At 60.2% G+C, this 19,538-nt stretch carries 20 protein-coding genes; 19 read left to right on the top strand and 1 reads right to left on the bottom strand.

Annotated elements, in window-relative coordinates; genetic code table 11:
• Positions 1-223: 223 nt before the first annotated feature.
• From fliL to flhB, 8 genes are all read left to right on the top strand, one after another.
• Positions 224-727 carry a flagellar basal body-associated protein FliL gene (fliL, locus tag ABIE16_RS14420; protein WP_429521405.1) on the top strand — a complete coding sequence of 168 codons (504 nt, stop codon included), beginning with the start codon at positions 224-226 and terminating at the stop codon, positions 725-727.
• Between the two features lie 9 nt (positions 728-736).
• On the top strand, positions 737-1,705 hold the full coding sequence (gene fliM, locus ABIE16_RS14415; protein ID WP_015096242.1) for a flagellar motor switch protein FliM: 969 nt from the start codon (positions 737-739) through the stop codon (positions 1,703-1,705).
• Between the two features lie 65 nt (positions 1,706-1,770).
• Positions 1,771-2,217 (top strand): flagellar motor switch protein FliN, encoded by a 447-nt coding sequence (fliN, locus tag ABIE16_RS14410; RefSeq protein WP_057398370.1) that lies wholly within the window; start codon positions 1,771-1,773, stop codon positions 2,215-2,217.
• Between the two features lie 30 nt (positions 2,218-2,247).
• Positions 2,248-2,661 (top strand): flagellar biosynthetic protein FliO, encoded by a 414-nt coding sequence (gene fliO, locus ABIE16_RS14405; protein ID WP_102669727.1) that lies wholly within the window; start codon positions 2,248-2,250, stop codon positions 2,659-2,661.
• On the top strand, positions 2,661-3,419 hold the full coding sequence (gene fliP / locus ABIE16_RS14400; protein ID WP_057715878.1) for a flagellar type III secretion system pore protein FliP: 759 nt from the start codon (positions 2,661-2,663) through the stop codon (positions 3,417-3,419). Before fliO ends, fliP begins: the two co-directional genes overlap by 1 nt.
• A complete protein-coding gene (gene fliQ, locus ABIE16_RS14395) occupies positions 3,416-3,685 on the top strand; it encodes a flagellar biosynthesis protein FliQ (RefSeq protein ID WP_015096238.1) in 270 nt (89 codons plus the stop codon). The genes fliP and fliQ overlap by 4 nt, the downstream gene beginning before the upstream one ends.
• A gap of 3 nt (positions 3,686-3,688) precedes the next feature.
• Positions 3,689-4,471, top strand: coding sequence for a flagellar biosynthetic protein FliR (gene fliR, locus ABIE16_RS14390; protein WP_429521404.1), 783 nt, complete (start codon positions 3,689-3,691; stop codon positions 4,469-4,471).
• A 3-nt stretch (positions 4,472-4,474) separates the two neighbouring features.
• Positions 4,475-5,614, top strand: coding sequence for a flagellar biosynthesis protein FlhB (gene flhB, locus ABIE16_RS14385; RefSeq protein WP_218497095.1), 1,140 nt, complete (start codon positions 4,475-4,477; stop codon positions 5,612-5,614).
• A 28-nt stretch (positions 5,615-5,642) separates the two neighbouring features.
• Here the strand turns inward: flhB and ABIE16_RS14380 are convergent, their stop codons facing one another.
• On the bottom strand, positions 5,643-6,650 hold the full coding sequence (locus tag ABIE16_RS14380) for an RHS repeat-associated core domain-containing protein (RefSeq protein WP_218497097.1): 1,008 nt from the start codon (positions 6,648-6,650) through the stop codon (positions 5,643-5,645).
• Between the two features lie 357 nt (positions 6,651-7,007).
• Between ABIE16_RS14380 and flhA the strand changes: the two genes are divergently transcribed.
• The 11 genes from flhA to ABIE16_RS14325 all read left to right on the top strand — a co-directional run bounded on the left by flhA (position 7,008) and on the right by ABIE16_RS14325 (position 19,470).
• Positions 7,008-9,137: a flagellar biosynthesis protein FlhA gene (gene flhA / locus ABIE16_RS14375; protein ID WP_057715875.1), complete on the top strand. Its 2,130-nt coding sequence runs from the start codon at positions 7,008-7,010 to the stop codon at positions 9,135-9,137.
• Positions 9,138-9,148: 11 nt separating this feature from the next.
• The gene (gene flhF / locus ABIE16_RS14370) at positions 9,149-10,477 is read left to right on the top strand and encodes a flagellar biosynthesis protein FlhF (RefSeq protein ID WP_429521403.1); all 1,329 of its coding nucleotides are present in this window, start codon (positions 9,149-9,151) and stop codon (positions 10,475-10,477) included.
• A 116-nt stretch (positions 10,478-10,593) separates the two neighbouring features.
• Entirely contained in the window at positions 10,594-11,424 is an 831-nt protein-coding gene (fleN, locus tag ABIE16_RS14365) for a flagellar synthesis regulator FleN (RefSeq protein WP_008001746.1), read from the top strand.
• Positions 11,421-12,161: an RNA polymerase sigma factor FliA gene (gene fliA, locus ABIE16_RS14360; protein WP_057715873.1), complete on the top strand. Its 741-nt coding sequence runs from the start codon at positions 11,421-11,423 to the stop codon at positions 12,159-12,161. Before fleN ends, fliA begins: the two co-directional genes overlap by 4 nt.
• A 168-nt stretch (positions 12,162-12,329) precedes the next feature.
• The gene (locus ABIE16_RS14355) at positions 12,330-12,701 is read left to right on the top strand and encodes a chemotaxis response regulator CheY (protein WP_003183998.1); all 372 of its coding nucleotides are present in this window, start codon (positions 12,330-12,332) and stop codon (positions 12,699-12,701) included.
• Positions 12,702-12,722: 21 nt separating this feature from the next.
• Complete coding sequence (locus ABIE16_RS14350; protein WP_008052267.1) at positions 12,723-13,511, top strand: protein phosphatase CheZ; 789 nt, start codon at positions 12,723-12,725, stop codon at positions 13,509-13,511.
• A 46-nt stretch (positions 13,512-13,557) separates the two neighbouring features.
• Positions 13,558-15,822: a chemotaxis protein CheA gene (locus tag ABIE16_RS14345; RefSeq protein ID WP_218497103.1), complete on the top strand. Its 2,265-nt coding sequence runs from the start codon at positions 13,558-13,560 to the stop codon at positions 15,820-15,822.
• A 48-nt stretch (positions 15,823-15,870) separates the two neighbouring features.
• Positions 15,871-16,995 carry a protein-glutamate methylesterase/protein-glutamine glutaminase gene (locus tag ABIE16_RS14340; protein WP_429521402.1) on the top strand — a complete coding sequence of 375 codons (1,125 nt, stop codon included), beginning with the start codon at positions 15,871-15,873 and terminating at the stop codon, positions 16,993-16,995.
• Complete coding sequence (locus tag ABIE16_RS14335; RefSeq protein WP_057715870.1) at positions 16,995-17,735, top strand: flagellar motor protein; 741 nt, start codon at positions 16,995-16,997, stop codon at positions 17,733-17,735. The genes ABIE16_RS14340 and ABIE16_RS14335 overlap by 1 nt, the downstream gene beginning before the upstream one ends.
• A gap of 12 nt (positions 17,736-17,747) precedes the next feature.
• Positions 17,748-18,638: a flagellar motor protein MotD gene (gene motD / locus ABIE16_RS14330; RefSeq protein ID WP_150813434.1), complete on the top strand. Its 891-nt coding sequence runs from the start codon at positions 17,748-17,750 to the stop codon at positions 18,636-18,638.
• Positions 18,639-18,681: 43 nt separating this feature from the next.
• Positions 18,682-19,470 (top strand): ParA family protein, encoded by a 789-nt coding sequence (locus tag ABIE16_RS14325; protein WP_008000390.1) that lies wholly within the window; start codon positions 18,682-18,684, stop codon positions 19,468-19,470.
• Positions 19,471-19,538 lie beyond the last annotated feature (68 nt).

Below are 19,538 nucleotides of genomic sequence, written 5' to 3'. Positions count from 1 at the left end.
ACCTAACCCTGTGGGAGCGAGCTTGCTCGCGATAGCGGTGTAACAGTCGATGAAAATGTTGACTGTTAAAATGCCATCGCGAGCAAGCTCGCTCCCACAGTGGCTTCGTGGTGATCTTCCGATCGAAGCCGGTCCGCCCAGCTCTTCCCGATACTTCTGGCATAACACTTGCTCTTGCCTTGCCGTGCGACTGTGAAAACCCGAATAGTGACGGATTATTGGCATGGCGAAGAGCGACGCAGCAGTAAAAGACCCCGCAACGAAAGGCAAACTCAAGCTGATTATCGTGATCGTGCTGGCCCTGCTGCTGGCGATCGGTGTGTCCGTGGGGGCGACCTGGTACTTCATGCACAGCGCTCAGAGCAAGCCTGCCGCCGCAGTGGAACAAACCGCTCCTGTCGGCAAGCAGCCAGCGATTTTCGAGGCGATGGCGCCAGCTTTCGTGGCCAACTTCAACCAGAGCGGTCGCCAGCGCTACATGCAAGTGAGCATCACCATGCTCGCGCGCAACCAGGCGGATCTGGAGGCGCTCAAGGTCCACATGCCGGTGATCCGCAATAACCTGGTGATGCTGTTCTCCGGGCAGGACTTCGCGACCCTCGCCTCGCCGGTCGGCCAGGAAATGCTGCGGCAGAAAGCTACCGCCAGTGTCCAGGAAGTGGCGCAGAAAGAGCTCGGTAAAGTGGTGATCGAACAGTTGCTTTTCACTAATTTCGTACTGCAGTAGGAACACGACATGGCCGTGCAGGACCTGCTGTCCCAGGATGAGATCGACGCGCTGTTGCATGGCGTCGACGATGGTCTGGTACAGACCGAAAACGCTGCCGAACCCGGCAGCGTCAAAAGCTATGACCTGACCAGCCAGGATCGCATCGTCCGTGGACGCATGCCGACCCTGGAAATGATCAACGAGCGTTTCGCCCGCTACACACGCATCAGCATGTTCAACATGCTGCGTCGCTCGGCGGACGTGGCGGTCGGCGGCGTGCAGGTGATGAAGTTCGGCGAATACGTGCACTCGCTGTACGTGCCGACCAGTCTCAACCTGGTCAAGATCAAACCCCTGCGCGGCACCGCGCTGTTCATCCTCGACGCCAAACTGGTGTTCAAGCTGGTGGACAACTTCTTCGGCGGCGACGGCCGCCACGCCAAGATCGAAGGGCGTGAATTCACGCCGACCGAACTGCGTGTGGTACGCATGGTGCTGGAGCAGGCGTTCGTCGATTTGAAGGAAGCCTGGCAGGCGATCATGGAAGTCAACTTCGAGTACATCAACTCGGAAGTGAACCCGGCCATGGCCAACATCGTCGGCCCCAGCGAGGCCATTGTGGTGTCGACCTTCCACATCGAACTCGATGGCGGTGGCGGCGACCTGCACGTGACCATGCCGTACTCGATGATCGAGCCAGTGCGCGAAATGCTCGACGCCGGCTTCCAGTCGGACCTCGACGATCAGGACGAGCGCTGGGTCAACGCCCTGCGCCAGGACGTGCTGGACGTCGACGTGCCGATCGGTGCGACGGTGGCTCGTCGTCAGTTGCGCCTGCGCGACATCCTGCACATGCAGCCGGGGGATGTGATCCCGGTCGACATGCCGGAAGAAATGATCATGCGCGCCAACGGCGTGCCGGCCTTCAAGGTCAAGATGGGCTCGCACAAGGGCAACCTGGCGTTGCAAGTGATCGAGCCGATCGAGCGCCGTTGACCGGCGCTCGTACCCATTCGCGATTAAACGAATTCTGAATTTTTGCTCGCCGAGGACACTGACAAATGAACACGCAAGACGACCAGGCTCTGGCCGATGAGTGGGCGGCAGCCCTGGAAGAAACCGGTGATGCCGGGCAGGCCGATATCGATGCCTTGCTGGCCGCCGACTCCGGCAGTTCCGCGTCCAACCGCCTGCCCATGGAAGAGTTCGGCAGCGTGCCGAAAAACAACGATCCGGTGAGCCTCGAAGGCCCGAACCTGGACGTGATCCTCGATATCCCGGTGTCGATTTCCATGGAAGTGGGCAGCACCGACATCAACATCCGCAACCTGCTGCAACTGAACCAGGGTTCGGTGATCGAGCTTGATCGCCTGGCCGGCGAGCCGCTGGACGTGCTGGTCAATGGCACGCTCATCGCCCACGGCGAAGTGGTGGTGGTCAACGAGAAGTTCGGCATCCGCCTGACGGACGTGATCAGCCCGAGCGAACGCATCAAGAAGCTGCGCTGAGTGAAAAGGGTTCTCGGGTTTGTATTGGCGATGCCGTTCAGCGTGCTGGCGGCTGAGCCTGTCGCTACGGCGACCACGGCTGCCGCGCCGGCAGTGAGCAGCGGTGTGGCTGGGCAACTGACGCAGCTGGTGTTCGGCTTGCTGCTGGTGCTGGGGTTGATCTTCCTCCTCGCCTGGTTGCTGCGTCGGGTCCAGCAGGCCGGTCCGGCTGGCAAGGGGCAGGTGATCGAGATTGTCGGTTCCCGCGCGCTGGGGCCTCGCGACCGCCTGATGCTGGTGCAGGTCGGCAACGAGCAGATCCTGTTGGGCCTGAGCCCCGGCAACATCACTGCATTGCATGTGCTCAAGGAGCCGGTGCAAGTGCCGAGTACCGAGAAGCCGACGCCGGAATTTGCCCAGCGCCTGTTGGAGATGCTGGGTAAAGATCAGAAGGATAAGAAGTAATGGGTGCGCTGCGCATCGCCTTGATGCTGACCCTGATGCTGGCCGCGCCGCTGGCATTCGCCGCCGATCCGTTGTCGATCCCGGCCATCACCCTGGGCACCAATGCGCAGGGTGCGCAGGAATACTCGGTCAGCCTGCAAATCCTGCTGATCATGACCGCGCTGAGTTTTATCCCGGCGTTTGTCATGCTGATGACCAGTTTCACCCGGATCATCATTGTCTTCTCGATCCTGCGCCAGGCCCTGGGCCTGCAGCAGACACCGTCGAACCAGATCCTCACCGGCATGGCGCTGTTCCTGACCCTGTTCATCATGGCGCCGGTGTTCGACCGGGTGAACCAGGACGCCTTGCAGCCGTATCTGGCGGAAAAACTGACGGCCCAGGATGCGGTCGCCAAGGCCCAGGTGCCGATCAAGAACTTCATGCTCGCCCAGACCCGCACCAGCGATCTGGAACTGTTCATGCGCCTGTCCAAGCGCACTGACATCGCGACGCCGGATCAGGCGCCATTGACCATCCTGGTGCCGGCCTTCGTGACCTCCGAGCTGAAAACGGCATTCCAGATCGGCTTCATGATCTTCATTCCGTTCCTGATCATCGACCTGGTCGTGGCCAGTGTGTTGATGGCCATGGGTATGATGATGCTGTCGCCGCTGATCATTTCCCTGCCGTTCAAGATCATGTTGTTCGTGCTGGTGGATGGCTGGGCGCTGATCATCGGCACGCTGGCCAGCAGCTTTGGCGGTGTCTCGCCATGACCCCGGAAGTTGCGGTCGACATCTTTCGCGAAGCGCTGTGGCTGACCACCATGATGGTCGCCGTGCTGGTGATTCCGAGTTTGCTGGTGGGCCTGTTGGTGGCGATGTTTCAGGCCGCCACGCAGATCAACGAACAGACCCTGAGCTTTTTGCCGCGCCTGTTGGTGATGCTGGTGACGCTGATCGTTGGCGGTCCATGGCTGGTGCAGACTTTCATGGAGTACATCCTGCAGTTGTACGGCAGTATTCCGCAGGTCATCGGCTAAGCCATGTCACTGCTTGCACTGACCGATACTCAGATCAGCACCTGGGTGGCGACGTTCATGTTGCCGCTGTTTCGCGTCGGCGCCTTGCTGATGGTCATGCCGGTGTTTGGCACGACCTTGCTGCCCCGGCGCATCCGCCTGTATTTCGCGTTGGCTATCACTGTGGTCATCGCGCCGGGCCTGCCACCGATGCCCCCGGTCAATCCCCTGGACCTTAGCGGGTTGCTGCTGATCGCCGAGCAGATTCTCATCGGTGCGGTGATGGGTTTTTCCTTGCAGCTGTTCTTCCAGGCCTTTGTGGTGGCCGGGCAAATCGTCGCCATCCAGATGGGCATGGGCTTCGCCTCCATGATCGACCCGGCCAACGGCGTATCGACGGCGGTGATCGGGCAGTTCTTCACCATGCTGGTGACGCTGTTGTTCCTGTCCATGAACGGTCATCTGGTGGTGTTCGAGATCCTTACCGAGAGTTTCACCACGTTGCCGGTGGGGGGCGGCCTGATGGTCAACCACTACTGGGAACTGGCCGGCAAGCTCGGCTGGGTGCTCGGTGCGGCGCTGTTGCTGGTACTGCCGGCGATCACCGCGTTGCTGGTGGTCAACATCGCGTTTGGCGTCATGACCCGGGCGGCGCCGCAACTCAATATTTTCTCTGTCGGCTTCCCGCTGATCCTGGTGCTTGGGCTGTTCATTGTCTGGGTCGGGCTGGCGGACATTCTCAATCAGTATCAACCGCTGGTCTCCGAGGCCTTGCAGTTGTTACGCGAAATGGCACGGGCGAGCTGAGTCATGGCCGAGAGCGAAAGCGGTCAGGATAAAACAGAAGACCCCACGGAGAAGCGCAAGCAGGACTCCCGTGAAAAGGGTGAGATTGCGCGGTCCAAGGAGCTCAACACCCTGGCGATCATGCTGGTCGGTGCCTCGGCGCTGCTGATTTTTGGCGGCGCCATGGCGCAGGACATGATGGAGCTGATGCGCATCAACTTCTCGCTGCCGCGGGAGGTGATTCTGGATCAGCGCTCCATGGCCACCTACCTGATGCGCTCGGGGCAGATTGCCCTGTGGTCGATCCAGCCAGTGATGATCACGTTGGTGCTGGCCGCCATCATCGGTCCGATTTCCCTGGGTGGCTGGCTGTTCGCGGCAAGTTCCATGGCGCCCAAATTCAGCCGCTTGAACCCCGGTCCCGGCCTCAAGCGCATGTTCTCGACCAAGTCGCTGGTCGAACTGCTCAAGGCTCTGGCCAAGTTCATCATCATCCTGTTCGTGGCGCTGGCGGTGCTGTCGTCGGACATCGACGACCTGCTGCGCATCGCCCATGAGCCCTTGGACATGGCCATTATTCACAGCCTGCAAGTCGTGGGCTGGAGCACCCTGTGGATGGCGTGCGGGCTGATTCTGATCGCGGCGGTGGATGTGCCGGTGCAGCTTTGGGAAAGCCACAAGAAGCTGCTGATGACCAAGCAGGAAGTGCGCGATGAACACAAGGACCAGGAAGGGCGACCGGAGGTCAAACAACGGATCCGTCAGTTGCAGCGCGAAATGTCCCAGCGACGGATGATGGCCGCCATTCCCGAGGCCGACGTGGTCATCACCAACCCGACCCACTACGCCGTGGCCCTCAAGTACGACCCCGAAAAGGGTAATGCGCCGGTATTGCTGGCCAAGGGGAGCGACTTCCTGGCCCTGAAGATCCGTGAGATCGCTGCGGCCAACGAGATTCTGTTGCTGGAGTCTCCGGCGCTGGCGCGGTCGATCTACTACTCCACGGAACTGGAGCAGGAGATTCCCGGCGGTCTCTACCTGGCGGTCGCGCAGGTGCTGGCTTACGTTTATCAGATTCGACAGTACCGGGCGGGCAAGGGCAAGCGGCCTGATCCGCTTAAGGATGATTTGCCGATTCCGCCGGATTTGCGGCGGGATGCGTGACTGCAATTTCGAGATGTAGCTGTCCTTCTCATATTTGTTGGTTTAATGCTTGCCTGCGAATAAACATTGGGTTATTTACTAACTCTTCAATAATGGAGTGGGGGAAGTGGGGGGTGCTTATTTGCATGTGCGCTCTTTCGATATCTATCTTCAAAGGTTTTGGGAGAACGGCGCGTCCATGCCGGTGGAGTTCCTTGTTTCCAATGATGGTTTTTATACTCAGTGCTTTCAGGGTTGCAGGTTGATAAGAATTCGCAATAGGGATGGGGCTCTCGCGCGTGCTAAATGCTGAACTCTCTATTCTGTTAGCGGCATCAGACATCTTAGTGGGTACAGGGGCATAGGTTTTCTCGAGTCTCCCTGAAAATCTCGTCGACTGATTAATATTTTCGAGATCAACTTTGGGTGATTGAGTGCTACCGAGCTTTCTAGCAAATTTAATGCTATTCATGTCTTGAACTTTGCTTGCTATAGTCTGGAATTTTAGATTGGGAAGTACGGGCGTGTGTCCTGTATTGTCAGTGTGGTTAATGGGATCCCCCTTGCAATATGCATAGGGGTTTAACCCGCCTTCGCCAAATGGGCTAACACTATCCGGGCTGATAAATCGCATCAAAACTGGATTAAACGCCCGATACCCATTCCCTAATATGTAATGTCCAGTTACTGGATCCTGACGTTCGCCGTTAAACCCCAATAAACTGGTCAATCCACTTTCGGCAGTGCGGTGACCATAAGGGGAATAGGCGATAGGTTGTCGTTGATTGTTTGTCTTGAGCGAATTCAACACCGAGCGTTGCAAGTCGGTGGCCAATAATGAGGTTTCACGTGCATCTCCCTGGCTTTTTTGTTGCGCCAGCAATAGGTCTTCGTGTTGAGCGATGCTGTAGCCGACGGCTCCTTGTATTTCAGTGGTCAGGCGGTTTTTGCAATAAAAGCTCTGGTGGATAGGGGTGTCCGGCTCAAATTGGCTGATCAGGCGATCCAGAGGGTCATAGCTGTAGCGGCAACGCAGGATGGGTTGTGTGGATTCCATAGGGGCTGCTCCAGATTCTCAAAGGGAGGGCGATTGAGTATCGGTCGATCAGTCGCAGGTGGGTACTAGCAGAACTGATAGGTTCGGCAGTCTGCGCGACTTATGGCTAACCATGAACACTGAAAATACCGTGGGAGCGAGCCTGCTCGCGAAAGCGGAGGGTCGGTCAACATGGATATTTGCTGTGCTGACGCCATCGCGAGCAGGCTCGCTCCCACAGGGATCCGTGTCAGTCACAGAGGCCCGTGCCATGCGCTCAATTCCTTTCCCGGCAAAAAGTTGGAAAGCTTCTTGCAGTAGCCGCTCTGCGCTCGCTTCAGGCGTCAAAAGTTTGCTTTAAAGGAACGGGGAAAACCGGTGGATCGCTCTCAGTTATTCAACACTGCTCGCACAAACGTTGCCGATTTGAGTCGCGGCAATCTGGGCGTGCCGCTGTTGCTGCTGGTCATGCTGGCGATGATGATGTTGCCGGTGCCGCCGTTCCTGCTGGACGTGTTCTTCACCTTCAACATTGCCCTGTCCATCGTCGTTCTGCTGGTGTGCGTCTACGCCCTGCGACCGCTGGATTTCGCGGTGTTTCCGACCATTCTGCTGGTGGCAACGTTACTTCGCCTGGCGTTGAACGTGGCCTCCACGCGGGTGGTGATGCTCCACGGCCAGGACGGTCATGCGGCGGCCGGCAAGGTGATCCAGGCCTTCGGCGAGGTGGTGATCGGCGGTAACTACGTGGTCGGTATCGTGGTCTTTGCGATTTTGATGATCATCAACTTCGTCGTGGTGACCAAGGGCGCGGGGCGGATTTCCGAGGTGAGCGCGCGTTTCACCCTCGATGCGATGCCCGGCAAGCAAATGGCGATCGACGCCGACCTCAACGCCGGCCTGATCGATCAGGCCCAGGCCAAGGCCCGTCGTTCGGAAGTGGCCCAGGAAGCCGAGTTCTACGGTTCCATGGACGGTGCCAGCAAATTCGTCCGCGGTGACGCCATCGCCGGTCTGTTGATCCTGTTCATCAACCTGATCGGCGGCATGGCGGTCGGTATCTTCCAGCACGGCATGACCTTCGGCGACGCCGGCAAGGTGTATGCGCTGCTGACCATCGGTGACGGTTTGGTGGCGCAATTGCCATCACTGTTGTTATCGACAGCAGCGGCAATCATGGTGACCCGTGCGTCCGGTTCGGAAGACATGGGCAAGCAAATCAATCGCCAGATGTTCGCTTCGCCCAAGGCGCTGGCGGTGGCAGCCGGTTTGATGGCGGTCATGGGCCTGGTGCCCGGCATGCCGCACTTCTCGTTCCTGAGCATGGCGGCCCTGGCGGCCGGTGGCGCTTACCTGTTCTGGAAAAAGCAGAACGTCGCCAAGGTTCACGCCCTGCAAGAGGTCAAGCGCCAGCAGGAGTTGCTGCCGTCGCCGGCCCGCGCACAGGAAACCAAGGAGCTTGGCTGGGATGACGTGACACCGATCGACATGATCGGCCTGGAGGTGGGTTATCGGCTGATTCCGCTGGTGGACCGCAACCAGGGCGGCCAGTTGCTGGCGCGAATCAAGGGCGTGCGCAAGAAGCTGTCCCAGGATCTGGGCTTCCTGATGCCCACGGTGCATATCCGCGACAACCTCGACCTGGCGCCGAGTGCCTATCGCCTGACCCTCATGGGAGTGATCCTGGCCGAAGCGGAGATTTACCCGGATCGCGAGCTTGCGATCAACCCGGGGCAGGTCTACGGCACGCTCAACGGCATTACCGCCAAAGATCCGGCTTTCGGCCTGGAGGCGGTCTGGATCGAAATCAGCCAGCGCGCCCAGGCGCAATCCCTCGGTTATACGGTGGTTGATGCCAGTACAGTAGTGGCTACTCACTTGAACCAGATACTCTACAAGCATTCCAGTGAGCTGATCGGTCACGAAGAAGTGCAGCAACTCATGCAATTGCTGGCCAAAAGCTCGCCGAAACTGGCCGAGGAGCTGGTGCCGGGCGTGGTTTCGCTGTCGCAGTTGCTCAAGGTGCTGCAAGCGCTGTTGGCCGAACAGGTGCCTGTTCGCGATATCCGCAGTATTGCCGAGGCGATCGCCAACAATGCCGCCAAGAGTCAAGATACCGCCGCGCTGGTGGCTGCCGTGCGGGTTGGCGTATCCCGCGCAATCGTCCAAAGCATTGTAGGTACTGAGTCGGAGCTGCCAGTTATCACGCTGGAGCCAAGGTTGGAACAGATATTGCTCAATAGTCTGCAAAAGGCAGGACAAGGCTCTGAAGAGGGCGTTCTGCTGGAGCCAAGCATGGCTGAGAAGCTGCAACGTTCGTTGATCGACGCGGCGCAGCGTCAGGAGATGCAAGGTCAGCCGGTGATTCTGCTGGTGGCCGGTCCGGTTCGCGCGATGCTCTCGCGATTTGGCCGGCTCGCAGTCCCGGGTTTGCATGTGTTGGCTTACCAGGAAATCCCTGACAACAAGCAAGTGACCATCGTTGCGACAGTAGGGCCCAACGGCTGAGGTAGTGGTTTATGCAAGTTAAGCGTTTTTTCGCCGCCGATATGCGTCAGGCCATGAAGCTGGTTCGCGATGAGCTGGGCGCTGATGCCGCCATCATTGGCAACCGCCGGATCGCCGGGGGGGTCGAACTGACAGCTGCGTTGGATTACAAGTTGTCGGCGCTGGCGCCGCGGGTTCCGAACATGGAACTCGAAGACGAATTGCGCAAGACTCAGTCGCGGATCGTCACCGCCCAGGCCGAATTGAGCCTGCGTGGCGATGGCGAGAGCGACAATGCAACCAATCGCCAACTGTTCGCCGGATTGCCGTTGACTGCCGCCGAGCCGCTGATCGAGCCGACCTACGCCGAACCCCGTCGCCCCGCGCCAGCCGCTGCGACAGCGTCCGGTGGCGTGGACCCGCGCGCGTTCGACTCGATGCGTTTCGAGCTCAACAGCCTGCGCGAACTCATGGAAGTACAACTCGGCTCCCTGGCCTGGAATCAGCTGCAAGGCAGCCGTCCGGACCAGGCCAACCTCTGGCGTCGCCTGCAACGCATCGGCCTGTCTGGCCCGCTGTCGCGCGACCTGCTGGCAATGATCACCGAAATCGAAGAGCCTCGTCAGGCCTGGCGTATGTTGCTGGCGCACCTGGCGCGCATGATCGTTACTCCGGAAGTCGAGCCGCTGGAAGAGGGTGGAGTGATCGCCATGGTAGGCCCTGCCGGCATGGGCAAGACCACCACCCTGGCCAAGCTGGCCGCCCGTTACGTGCTCAAGTACGGCGCGCAGAACATTGCGTTGGTGAGCATGGACAGCTTCCGCATCGGCGCCCAGGAACAGCTCAAGACCCTGGGGCGCATTCTCAATGTGTCGGTGACCCACGTCGATCCCGGCCAGTCCCTGGTGCAGGCCCTGGAGCCGTTGCTGCGCAAACGCGTGGTGCTGATCGATACCGCGGGCCTGCAGGCCAGCGATCCGGCGCTGCGCATGCAGCTCGAAAGCCTGGCCGGTCGCGGCATCAAATCAAAAAATTATCTGGTCCTGGCAACCACCAGCCAGAAACAGGTTCTAACGGCCGCGTATCACAGTTACAAGCGCTGCGGGCTCTCCGGCTGCATTCTGACTAAACTGGATGAAACGGCTAGTCTGGGTGAGGTGTTGAGCCTTGCCATCAGCCATGAACTGCCGGTGGCTTACCTGACCGATGGCCCGCGGATCCCGGATGATTTGCATCTGCCGCGCCGTCATCAATTGGTCAGCCGCGCCGTGAGCGTGCAAATGCAGGAAGAACCCAGCGAAGAAGCCATGGCTGACATGTTCGCTGACATCTACCACAGCCCGACCAAGCAGGTTGGCTGAGGTAATAATGAACAGTTTTTGTACCTACATCGATGGTCTGCCATGCATTGTTCCGTTTGTGAACGCGCAGCCAGTAATGTGGCCTCCGTCTATGCAAGACAAGGTAAAGAAATAACATGGGCAGCATGCATCCCGTACAGGTGATCGCGGTGACCGGCGGCAAAGGTGGCGTCGGGAAAACTAATGTGTCAGTGAACTTGTCCCTGGCTTTGGCCGAACTTGGCCGGCGCGTCATGCTGTTGGACGCCGACCTGGGACTGGCGAACGTCGACGTTCTGCTGGGCCTGACACCCAAACGTACCCTGGCCGACGTGATCGAGGGCCGCTGCGAACTGCGCGATGTATTGCTGCAGGGACCCGGCGGCATCCGTATCGTTCCGGCCGCATCCGGCACTCAGAGCATGGTGCATCTGAGCCCCGCGCAACACGCCGGCCTGATCCAGGCCTTCAGTGATATCGGCGATAACCTCGACGTACTGGTGATCGACACCGCTGCGGGCATTGGTGACTCGGTAGTCAGTTTCGTCCGCGCAGCCCAGGAAGTGCTGCTGGTGGTGTGCGACGAGCCGACCTCGATCACCGATGCCTACGCCTTGATCAAGTTGCTCAATCGCGACTACGGCATGAACCGCTTCCGCGTCCTGGCCAACATGGCCCAGAGCCCGCAGGAAGGACGCAACCTGTTCGCCAAGTTGACCAAGGTCACGGATCGCTTCCTCGACGTCGCCCTGCAATACGTCGGTGCGGTGCCTTACGACGAAAGCGTGCGCAAGGCCGTGCAGAAGCAGCGCGCCGTCTACGAGGCCTTCCCGCGTTCCAAGTGCTCGCTGGCGTTCAAGGCCATCGCGCAGAAGGTTGATACCTGGCCGCTGCCTGCCAACCCGCGCGGGCACCTGGAGTTTTTCGTCGAGCGCCTCGTGCAGCAGACAGCAGGACCTGTTCTATGACAGCCAGCGGCTACAACCTCTACAAGAAGTCGGCACGTGATGCGCAGTACGAGCTGATCGAGCGTTACGCGCCGCTGGTTAAACGCATTGCCTACCACTTGCTGGCGCGTTTACCGGCCAGTGTCCAGGTCGAAGACCTGATCCAGGCCGGGATGATTGGCCTGCTTGAAGTGTCGACCAAATATGACGCCGGCAAAGGCGCCAGTTTCGAGACGTACGCGGGCATACGAATCCGCGGCGCCATGCTCGATGAAGTGCGCAAGGGGGACTGGGCGCCACGTTCGGTCCACCGCAATACGCGCATGGTCAGCGATGCCATTCGCTCGATTGAAGCTAAAACCGGCCGTGACGCTAAAGATCACGAAGTTGCGGCCGAACTCCAATTGAGTCTCGACGATTACTACGGGATTTTGAACGACACCCTGGGCAGCCGGCTGTTCAGTTTCGACGACCTGTTGCAGGACGGCGAACACGAAGGGCTGCACGAGGATGGCGCGAGTGCTCATGTCGAGCCGTCACGCGACCTGGAGGATGAACGCTTCCAGGCTGCGCTGGCGGATGCGATTGCCAATTTGCCGGAGCGTGAGCGACTGGTGTTGGCGCTGTACTACGACGAAGAGTTGAATCTCAAGGAAATCGGTGAGGTCCTGGGGGTCAGCGAATCTCGGGTCAGCCAGTTACACAGCCAGTGCGCGGCCCGTTTGCGGGGGCGTTTGGGGGAGTGGCGAGCGCGCTGAAGGCAGTGTGGGGGACACTGCGAACGAGGCTGGTGTGGTGTTGAACTGCGCCGGTCGCGATCTGTTGTGCTCCAGACAGTCATTGAGTGCTTTGCCGGATTGATTGAAATGGCGTGTCCAGGTGCTGGGCGCGTTTAAGACTGCTTGGAGGTCGAATTGGACAAGAACATGAAAATCCTCATCGTTGATGACTTCTCAACGATGCGGCGGATCATCAAGAACCTGCTGCGTGACCTTGGGTTCACCAACACCGTCGAGGCCGATGATGGCACTACCGCCATCCCGGTGCTCAACAGCGGAAGCATCGACTTTCTGGTAACGGACTGGAACATGCCTGGCATGACCGGTATCGATCTGCTGCGCCACGTGCGTGCCGATGAAAAGCTCAAGCACCTGCCGGTGCTGATGGTGACCGCTGAAGCCAAGCGCGAGCAGATCATCGAAGCGGCCCAGGCCGGCGTTAACGGCTATGTGGTCAAGCCCTTCACGGCCCAGGCGTTGAAAGAAAAAATCGAGAAGATTTTCGAACGCATCGGTTGATGAGTGCGCCACGGGGGAGCTATGGGCAATAACGAAACTTCATTGGGCGATTTTGAATCGACCCTGAAAAAACACGCCGTCGAATTGGTCGAGAGCCTTGAAAAAGGCAAGTTCGGCGACGCGGTGCAATTGATCCATGAGCTCAACCAGACCCGTGACCGCGGCCTGTATCAGGAAGTAGGCAAGCTCACCCGCGAACTGCATAGCGCGATCGTCAATTTCCAGATTGACCCGCACATGCCGCAGGCCGAAGAAGTGTCGCAGATCACCGACGCCACCGAGCGCCTGGGGTATGTGGTCAAGCTGACCGAGGCTGCGGCCAACCGCACCATGGATCTGGTGGAAAGTGCCACGCCGCTGGTCAATGGCCTGGCCGATGAGGCCAAGGTGTTGAGCGCGGACTGGGGGCGCTTCATGCGTCGCGAAGTCGGCGCCGAAGAGTTTCGTGAACTGGCCCGGCGGGTCGACGGGTTCCTGACGCGCAGCGGCACGGACAATCGCGCGGTGTCGGGCAACCTGAACGACATCCTGCTCGCCCAGGATTACCAGGACCTCACAGGCCAGGTGATCAAGCGTGTGACCCAGTTGGTCACCGAAGTTGAAAGCAACCTGCTCAAGCTCGTGCTGATGGCCAGTCAGGTGGACCGATTTGCGGGCATCGAACATGACCGTGAAGCGATGCTTGCTGAAAAAGATCCACAAAAACATCTCTCTCAGGGTGAAGGTCCGCAGATTCATGCCGATAAAAGAGAAGACGTTGTGTCCGGTCAGGACGATGTGGACGATTTGCTATCCAGCCTAGGGTTTTAGAATTTTAGGCATTTTAGGTTTTTAGACCTTTAGGAGCACCCCCTTAATGAGCTTCGGCGCCGATGAAGAGATCCTTCAGGATTTCCTGGTTGAGGCCGGCGAGATTCTAGAGCAACTGTCCGAGCAACTGGTCGAGCTGGAAAGCCGCCCGGATGATGCGGATTTGCTCAATGCAATTTTTCGCGGTTTTCACACTGTAAAAGGGGGCGCCGGCTTCCTCCAGCTCAACGAGCTGGTGGAGTGCTGCCACATCGCCGAGAACGTGTTCGACATCCTGCGCAAGGGTGAGCGTCGCGTCGACTCGGAACTGATGGACGTGGTTCTCGAAGCGCTGGACGCGGTGAACAGCATGTTCAGCGAAGTCCGCGAACGCAGCCCGATCACGGCCGCGACACCGGAACTGCTCGCGGCACTGGCCCGTCTGGCCGAGCCGCAATCGGCTGACGAGGCGGCTGCCGCACCTGTCGTCGCCGTGGTCGAAGCGCCTGTGGCTGAAAGCGAGTCGGGCGATATCACCGACAATGAATTCGAACAACTGCTGGACTCGCTGAACGCCGTCAAGGCCCAGGCCGAGGCCCCGGCGGCTGTTCCAGCGCCTGCCGGCAATGCCGCTGGCAGCGACGAAATCACCGATGCCGAGTTCGAGTCGTTGCTCGATCAACTGCACGGTAAAGGCCAGTTCGCCGTTGACGCGGTGGTCCAGGCACCGGCTGCGCCAGAAGCCCCGAAAGCGGCTGGCGACAGTTCCGATATTACTGACGACGAATTCGAAGCACTGCTCGACCAGCTGCACGGCAAGGGTAATTTTGCTGTCGAGGCGCTGGAGTCGGCCATTGCTTCTGTGCCTGCACCCGCGGCACCAAGCGCGGTGGCGGCCGGCAGCGATCTGATTTCCGATCACGAGTTCGAAGCGCTGCTCGACGAATTGCACGGCAAAGGCAAGTTCACTGAAGTGGGCGCGACGGTTGGAAAGGCAACCGGCGCCAACGCCTCGGTGGCGGCACCTGCCGCGAAGGCAGCCGCGCCGAAACCGGTGGCCAGGGCCCCCGAGCCAAAAGCCGAAGCGCCGGCCCCGGCAACTGCTGCACCGGCATCGTCCCGTGCCCCGGCCGCGCCACCGGCGGAAAAGCCGGCGAGCGAAGCCGAGACCACCGTACGTGTCGATACCGCGCGTCTGGACGAGATCATGAACATGGTCGGCGAGTTGGTGCTGGTGCGTAACCGCCTGGTCCGCCTGGGCCTCAACAGCGGCGACGAAGCCATGTCCAAGGCCGTGTCGAACCTCGACGTGGTCACCGCCGACTTGCAAACCGCGGTCATGAAGACCCGGATGCAACCGATCAAGAAAGTCTTCGGGCGCTTCCCGCGCCTGGTTCGCGACCTGGCCCGCCAGCTCAAGAAAGAGATCAACCTGGAGCTGGTCGGCGAAGAAACCGACCTCGACAAGAACCTCGTCGAGGCCCTGGCCGACCCGCTGGTCCACTTGGTGCGCAACGCGGTTGACCACGGCATCGAGTCACCGGAAGAGCGTGAAGCCTCGGGCAAGGCCCGGGGTGGCAAGGTGATCCTGGCGGCGGAGCAGGAAGGCGACCACATCCTGCTGTCGATCTCCGACGACGGCAAGGGCATGGACCCGAACGTGCTGCGTTCCATCGCGGTAAAACGCGGTGTTATGGACAAGGATGCCGCCGATCGCCTGAGCGACACCGAATGCTACAACCTGATCTTCGCCCCGGGTTTCTCGACCAAGACCGAGATTTCCGACGTATCGGGTCGTGGCGTGGGCATGGACGTGGTGAAAACCAAGATTTCCCAGCTCAACGGCTCGATCAACATCTACTCGGCCAAGGGCCAGGGTTCGAAGATCGTCATCAAGGTGCCGCTGACCCTGGCGATCATGCCGACGTTGATGGTCATGCTCGGTAACCAGGCGTTCGCGTTCCCGCTGGTGAACGTCAACGAGATCTTCCACCTCGACCTGTCGACCACCAACGTCGTGGACGGCCAGGAAGTGGTGATCGTGCGGGACAAGGCGCTGCCATTGTTCTATCTCAAACGCTGGCTGGTCAGCTCCGCCGCTCACGAAGAGCAGCGCGAGGGCCATGTGGTGATCCTTTCGGTGGGCACGCAGCGGATCGGCTTTGTCGTCGATCAACTGGTGGGCCAGGAAGAAGTGGTCATCAAGCCATTGGGCAAAATGCTCCAGGGAACCCCGGGCATGTCCGGCGCCACCATCACCGGTGACGGCCGCATCGCGCTGATTCTCGATGTTCCGAGCATGCTCAAGCGTTACGCCACACGGCGTATTTGATTCTGGTGGAGCGAGGCGCCTGGCCTCGCTCCATCTAATGGAGTGTTTATGGCAGTCAAAGTCCTGGTGGTGGACGATTCGGGGTTTTTCCGCCGCCGCGTCTCGGAAATTCTTTCAGCGGATTCCAATATCCAGGTCGTCGGCACGGCGACCAACGGCAAAGAGGCGATCGATCAGGCGCTGGCCCTCAAGCCGGATGTGATCACCATGGACTACGAGATGCCGATGATGGACGGCATCACCGCCGTGCGGCACATCATGCAACGCTGCCCGACCCCGGTCCTGATGTTCTCCTCGCTGACCCACGAAGGCGCCCGGGTCACCCTCGATGCGCTGGATGCCGGCGCGGTGGACTTCCTGCCGAAGAATTTCGAAGACATCTCGCGCAACCCCGAGAAGGTCAAACAACTGTTGTGCGAGAAGATCCTGAGCATCTCGCGCAGCAATCGTCGCGTCAGCACTTACAGCGCTCCGGCCCCTGTGGCCGCACCTGCTCCAACAACTGCGCCTTCGAGCGTCGGCAGTTACGGCAGCAGCGCGCCCGTGCGTCCGGCACCGATCCCTGCGCGTACGCATGCGGCCACTGCGTCGTCGCCCGCGCCGAAACGCAAAGCCTTCAAACTGGTGGCCATCGGTACGTCCACCGGCGGCCCGGTCGCCCTGCAGCGAGTGTTGACCCAATTGCCGGCCAACTTCCCGGCCCCGATCGTGCTGGTTCAACACATGCCGGCGGCCTTCACCAAGGCCTTCGCCGAGCGCCTGGACAAGCTCTGCCGCATCAGCGTCAAGGAAGCCGAGGATGGCGATATCCTGCGTCCGGGCCTGGCGTTACTGGCACCGGGTGGCAAACAGATGATGATCGACGGCCGCGGCGCGGTGAAAATCCTCCCGGGTGACGAGCGTCTCAATTACAAGCCGTGCGTGGACATCACCTTCGGTTCGGCAGCCAAGACCTACGGTGACAAAGTTCTGGCGGTAGTCCTGACCGGCATGGGCGCCGACGGCCGCGAAGGCGCGCGCCTGCTCAAGCAGGGCGGCAGTTCGATCTGGGCCCAGGACGAAGCCAGTTGCGTGATCTACGGCATGCCGATGGCCATCGTCAAAGCCGAGCTCGCCGACGCGGTGTACAGCCTGGACGACATTGGCAAGCACCTGGTCGAGGCCTGTATCTGATGGATGTCCTAAGCCTGATTGGCATCATCATGGCCTTTGTCGCGATCATCGGCGGCAACTACCTTGAAGGCGGTCACCTCGGCGCCCTGGCCAACGGCCCGGCAGCGCTGATCGTGCTCGGCGGCACCATTGGCGCCGCGCTACTGCAATCGCCGATGAGTGCCTTCAAGCGTGCCATGCAGATCCTCGCCTGGATCCTGTTCCCGCCCCGTGTCGATCTGGCCGGTGGCATCGACCGCGTGGTGAACTGGAGCCTGACCGCCCGCAAGGAAGGCCTGCTGGGACTTGAAGGCATCGCCGACGCCGAGCCCGACAACTACGCACGCAAAGGCCTGCAACTGCTGGTTGACGGCGCCGAGCCGGAAGCGATCCGCAGCATTCTGGAAGTGGACTTCTACACCCAGGAAAGCCGCGACATCGAAGCGGCCAAAGTCTTCGAAAGCATGGGCGGTTACGCGCCGACCATCGGCATCATCGGTGCGGTCATGGGCCTGATTCATGTCATGGGCAACCTCGCTGATCCATCGCAACTGGGCAGCGGTATTGCCGTGGCGTTCGTCGCCACTATCTACGGCGTGGCCAGTGCCAACCTGGTGCTGCTGCCGATTGCCGCCAAACTCAAATCCATTGCGTTGCGCCAGTCGCGTTATCGCGAAATGTTGCTGGAAGGGCTCCTGTCGATCGCCGAAGGTGAAAACCCACGCTCCATTGAGTTGAAGCTTCAGGGCTTCATGGATTAAGGGAATAAGCTCATGGCACGTCGTCGCCAGCATGAAGAGCATGTAAACCATGAACGTTGGCTGGTTTCCTATGCCGACTTCATCACCTTGCTGTTCGCCTTTTTCGTGGTGATGTACTCCATCTCGTCGATCAACGAAGGCAAGTACAAGGTCATTTCCGAGGCGCTGATCGGGGTCTTTACCGATTCCGATCGTTCGCTCAAGCCGATCCCGATCGGTGACGAGCGACCGAAGACCGTGACCCCGGCCAAGCCGCTGGTCAAGGACAGTGACCAGGTCGATGCCGGCGTCTCCGGCGCCAGCGATCCGCTCAAGAGCATCGCCGACGACATCAGTGCGGCGTTCGGTGACCTGATCAGCTCCAACCAGATGACGGTGCGCGGCAACGAGTTGTGGGTCGAGATCGAGCTCAATTCCAGCCTGCTGTTCGGCAGTGGCGACGCCATGCCCAGCGACATCGCGTTCAACATCATCGACAAGGTCGCGGCGATCCTGAAGCCGTTCGACAACCCGATCCATGTCGAAGGTTTCACTGACGATCAGCCGATCCGCACCGCGCAGTACCCGACCAACTGGGAGCTGTCCTCGGCCCGCTCGGCCAGCATCGTGCGCATGCTGGCGATGCAGGGGGTGAACCCCGGTCGCCTGGCTTCAGTGGGCTACGGCGAGTTTCAGCCGGTGGCCAACAACGCCACCGCCGAAGGCCGCGCCCGCAACCGTCGCGTGGTGCTGGTGGTGTCGCGCAACCTCGATGTTCGCCGCAGCCTGACTGGCACCGGAACCGCCCATGCGCAACCGGATGCCGCATTGAAGCGTGCTGGCACACAAACTGCACCGACCCCGGTCAAGTCGCCGGTACGAGAGAACGCCGTCAATTCTCCGTCACCCGCATTAACACGTTGAGCTATTTCTCGGTCGATCCGTTCGGCCGGGAGGAACAATCCGAATGAGAGTCTGGGCAGTCGCCAATCAAAAGGGTGGTGTCGGTAAAACCACTTCCTCCATCGCTTTAGCCGGTTTACTGGCGGAGGCGGGCAAGCGCGTGGTCGTGGTCGATCTCGACCCCCACGGCTCCATGACCAGCTACTTCGGCTACGATCCCGACGCCCTGGAGCACAGCAGCTACGATTTGTTCCTGCACAAAGGCAACGTGCCCCAAGGCCTGCCGGGTCAACTGCTGCTGTCGACCAGTGACGAGCGCATCTCCCTGCTGCCCTCCAGCACCGCACTGGCCACCCTTGAGCGCCAGTCGCCGGGGCAGAGCGGTTTGGGCCTGGTGATTGCCAAGAGCCTGGCGCAACTGTGGCAGGACTTCGATTACGCCGTGATCGACAGCCCGCCATTGCTCGGCGTGCTGATGGTCAATGCCTTGGCGGCGAGCCAGCAACTGGTGATCCCGGTGCAGACCGAGCATCTGGCGGTCAAAGGCCTTGAGCGCATGGTCAACACCCTGGCGATGATCAATCGCTCTCGCAAACAGGCGCTGCCCTTCACCATCGTGCCGACCCTGTTTGACCGCCGCACCCAGGCGTCCCTCGGAACGTTGCGCGTGCTGCGCGACAAATTCCCCGACGAAATCTGGCAAGGCTATATCCCGGTGGACACGCGCCTGCGCGATGCCAGCCGCGCCGGTCTGACGCCTTCACAATTCGACGGCAAGAGCCGTGGCGTTCTCGCTTACCGTGCGTTGCTCAAGCACTTGCTGGCGGCGCAACTTGTGCCGCAGGTGGCATGAGATGAAACCAATCCCTGTAGGAGCGAGCTTGCTCGCGATGGACGACAACGATTACGTGCGCTGTCTGG

The organism is Pseudomonas sp. 2725, from assembly GCF_050434585.1.
GTDB lineage: Bacteria > Pseudomonadota > Gammaproteobacteria > Pseudomonadales > Pseudomonadaceae > Aquipseudomonas > Aquipseudomonas jessenii.
Note: the sequence above shows the minus strand (reverse complement) of the source record. Positions and strands in the feature narration are given on the sequence as shown.

Bases quoted from the DNA above. Each gene is read 5' to 3' on its own strand.
- fliL (WP_429521405.1), top strand. From the start codon at position 224: ATGGCGAAGAGCGACGCAGCAGTAAAAGACCCCGCAACGAAAGGCAAA.
- fliM (WP_015096242.1), top strand. From the start codon at position 737: ATGGCCGTGCAGGACCTGCTGTCCCAGGATGAGATCGACGCGCTGTTG.
- fliN (WP_057398370.1), top strand. From the start codon at position 1,771: ATGAACACGCAAGACGACCAGGCTCTGGCCGATGAGTGGGCGGCAGCC.
- fliO (WP_102669727.1), top strand. From the start codon at position 2,248: ATGCCGTTCAGCGTGCTGGCGGCTGAGCCTGTCGCTACGGCGACCACG.
- fliP (WP_057715878.1), top strand. From the start codon at position 2,661: ATGGGTGCGCTGCGCATCGCCTTGATGCTGACCCTGATGCTGGCCGCG.
- fliQ (WP_015096238.1), top strand. From the start codon at position 3,416: ATGACCCCGGAAGTTGCGGTCGACATCTTTCGCGAAGCGCTGTGGCTG.
- fliR (WP_429521404.1), top strand. From the start codon at position 3,689: ATGTCACTGCTTGCACTGACCGATACTCAGATCAGCACCTGGGTGGCG.
- flhB (WP_218497095.1), top strand. From the start codon at position 4,475: ATGGCCGAGAGCGAAAGCGGTCAGGATAAAACAGAAGACCCCACGGAG.
- ABIE16_RS14380 (WP_218497097.1), bottom strand. From the start codon at position 6,650: ATGGAATCCACACAACCCATCCTGCGTTGCCGCTACAGCTATGACCCT.
- flhF (WP_429521403.1), top strand. From the start codon at position 9,149: ATGCAAGTTAAGCGTTTTTTCGCCGCCGATATGCGTCAGGCCATGAAG.
- fleN (WP_008001746.1), top strand. From the start codon at position 10,594: ATGGGCAGCATGCATCCCGTACAGGTGATCGCGGTGACCGGCGGCAAA.
- fliA (WP_057715873.1), top strand. From the start codon at position 11,421: ATGACAGCCAGCGGCTACAACCTCTACAAGAAGTCGGCACGTGATGCG.
- ABIE16_RS14355 (WP_003183998.1), top strand. From the start codon at position 12,330: ATGAAAATCCTCATCGTTGATGACTTCTCAACGATGCGGCGGATCATC.
- ABIE16_RS14350 (WP_008052267.1), top strand. From the start codon at position 12,723: ATGGGCAATAACGAAACTTCATTGGGCGATTTTGAATCGACCCTGAAA.
- ABIE16_RS14345 (WP_218497103.1), top strand. From the start codon at position 13,558: ATGAGCTTCGGCGCCGATGAAGAGATCCTTCAGGATTTCCTGGTTGAG.
- ABIE16_RS14340 (WP_429521402.1), top strand. From the start codon at position 15,871: ATGGCAGTCAAAGTCCTGGTGGTGGACGATTCGGGGTTTTTCCGCCGC.
- ABIE16_RS14335 (WP_057715870.1), top strand. From the start codon at position 16,995: ATGGATGTCCTAAGCCTGATTGGCATCATCATGGCCTTTGTCGCGATC.
- motD (WP_150813434.1), top strand. From the start codon at position 17,748: ATGGCACGTCGTCGCCAGCATGAAGAGCATGTAAACCATGAACGTTGG.
- ABIE16_RS14325 (WP_008000390.1), top strand. From the start codon at position 18,682: ATGAGAGTCTGGGCAGTCGCCAATCAAAAGGGTGGTGTCGGTAAAACC.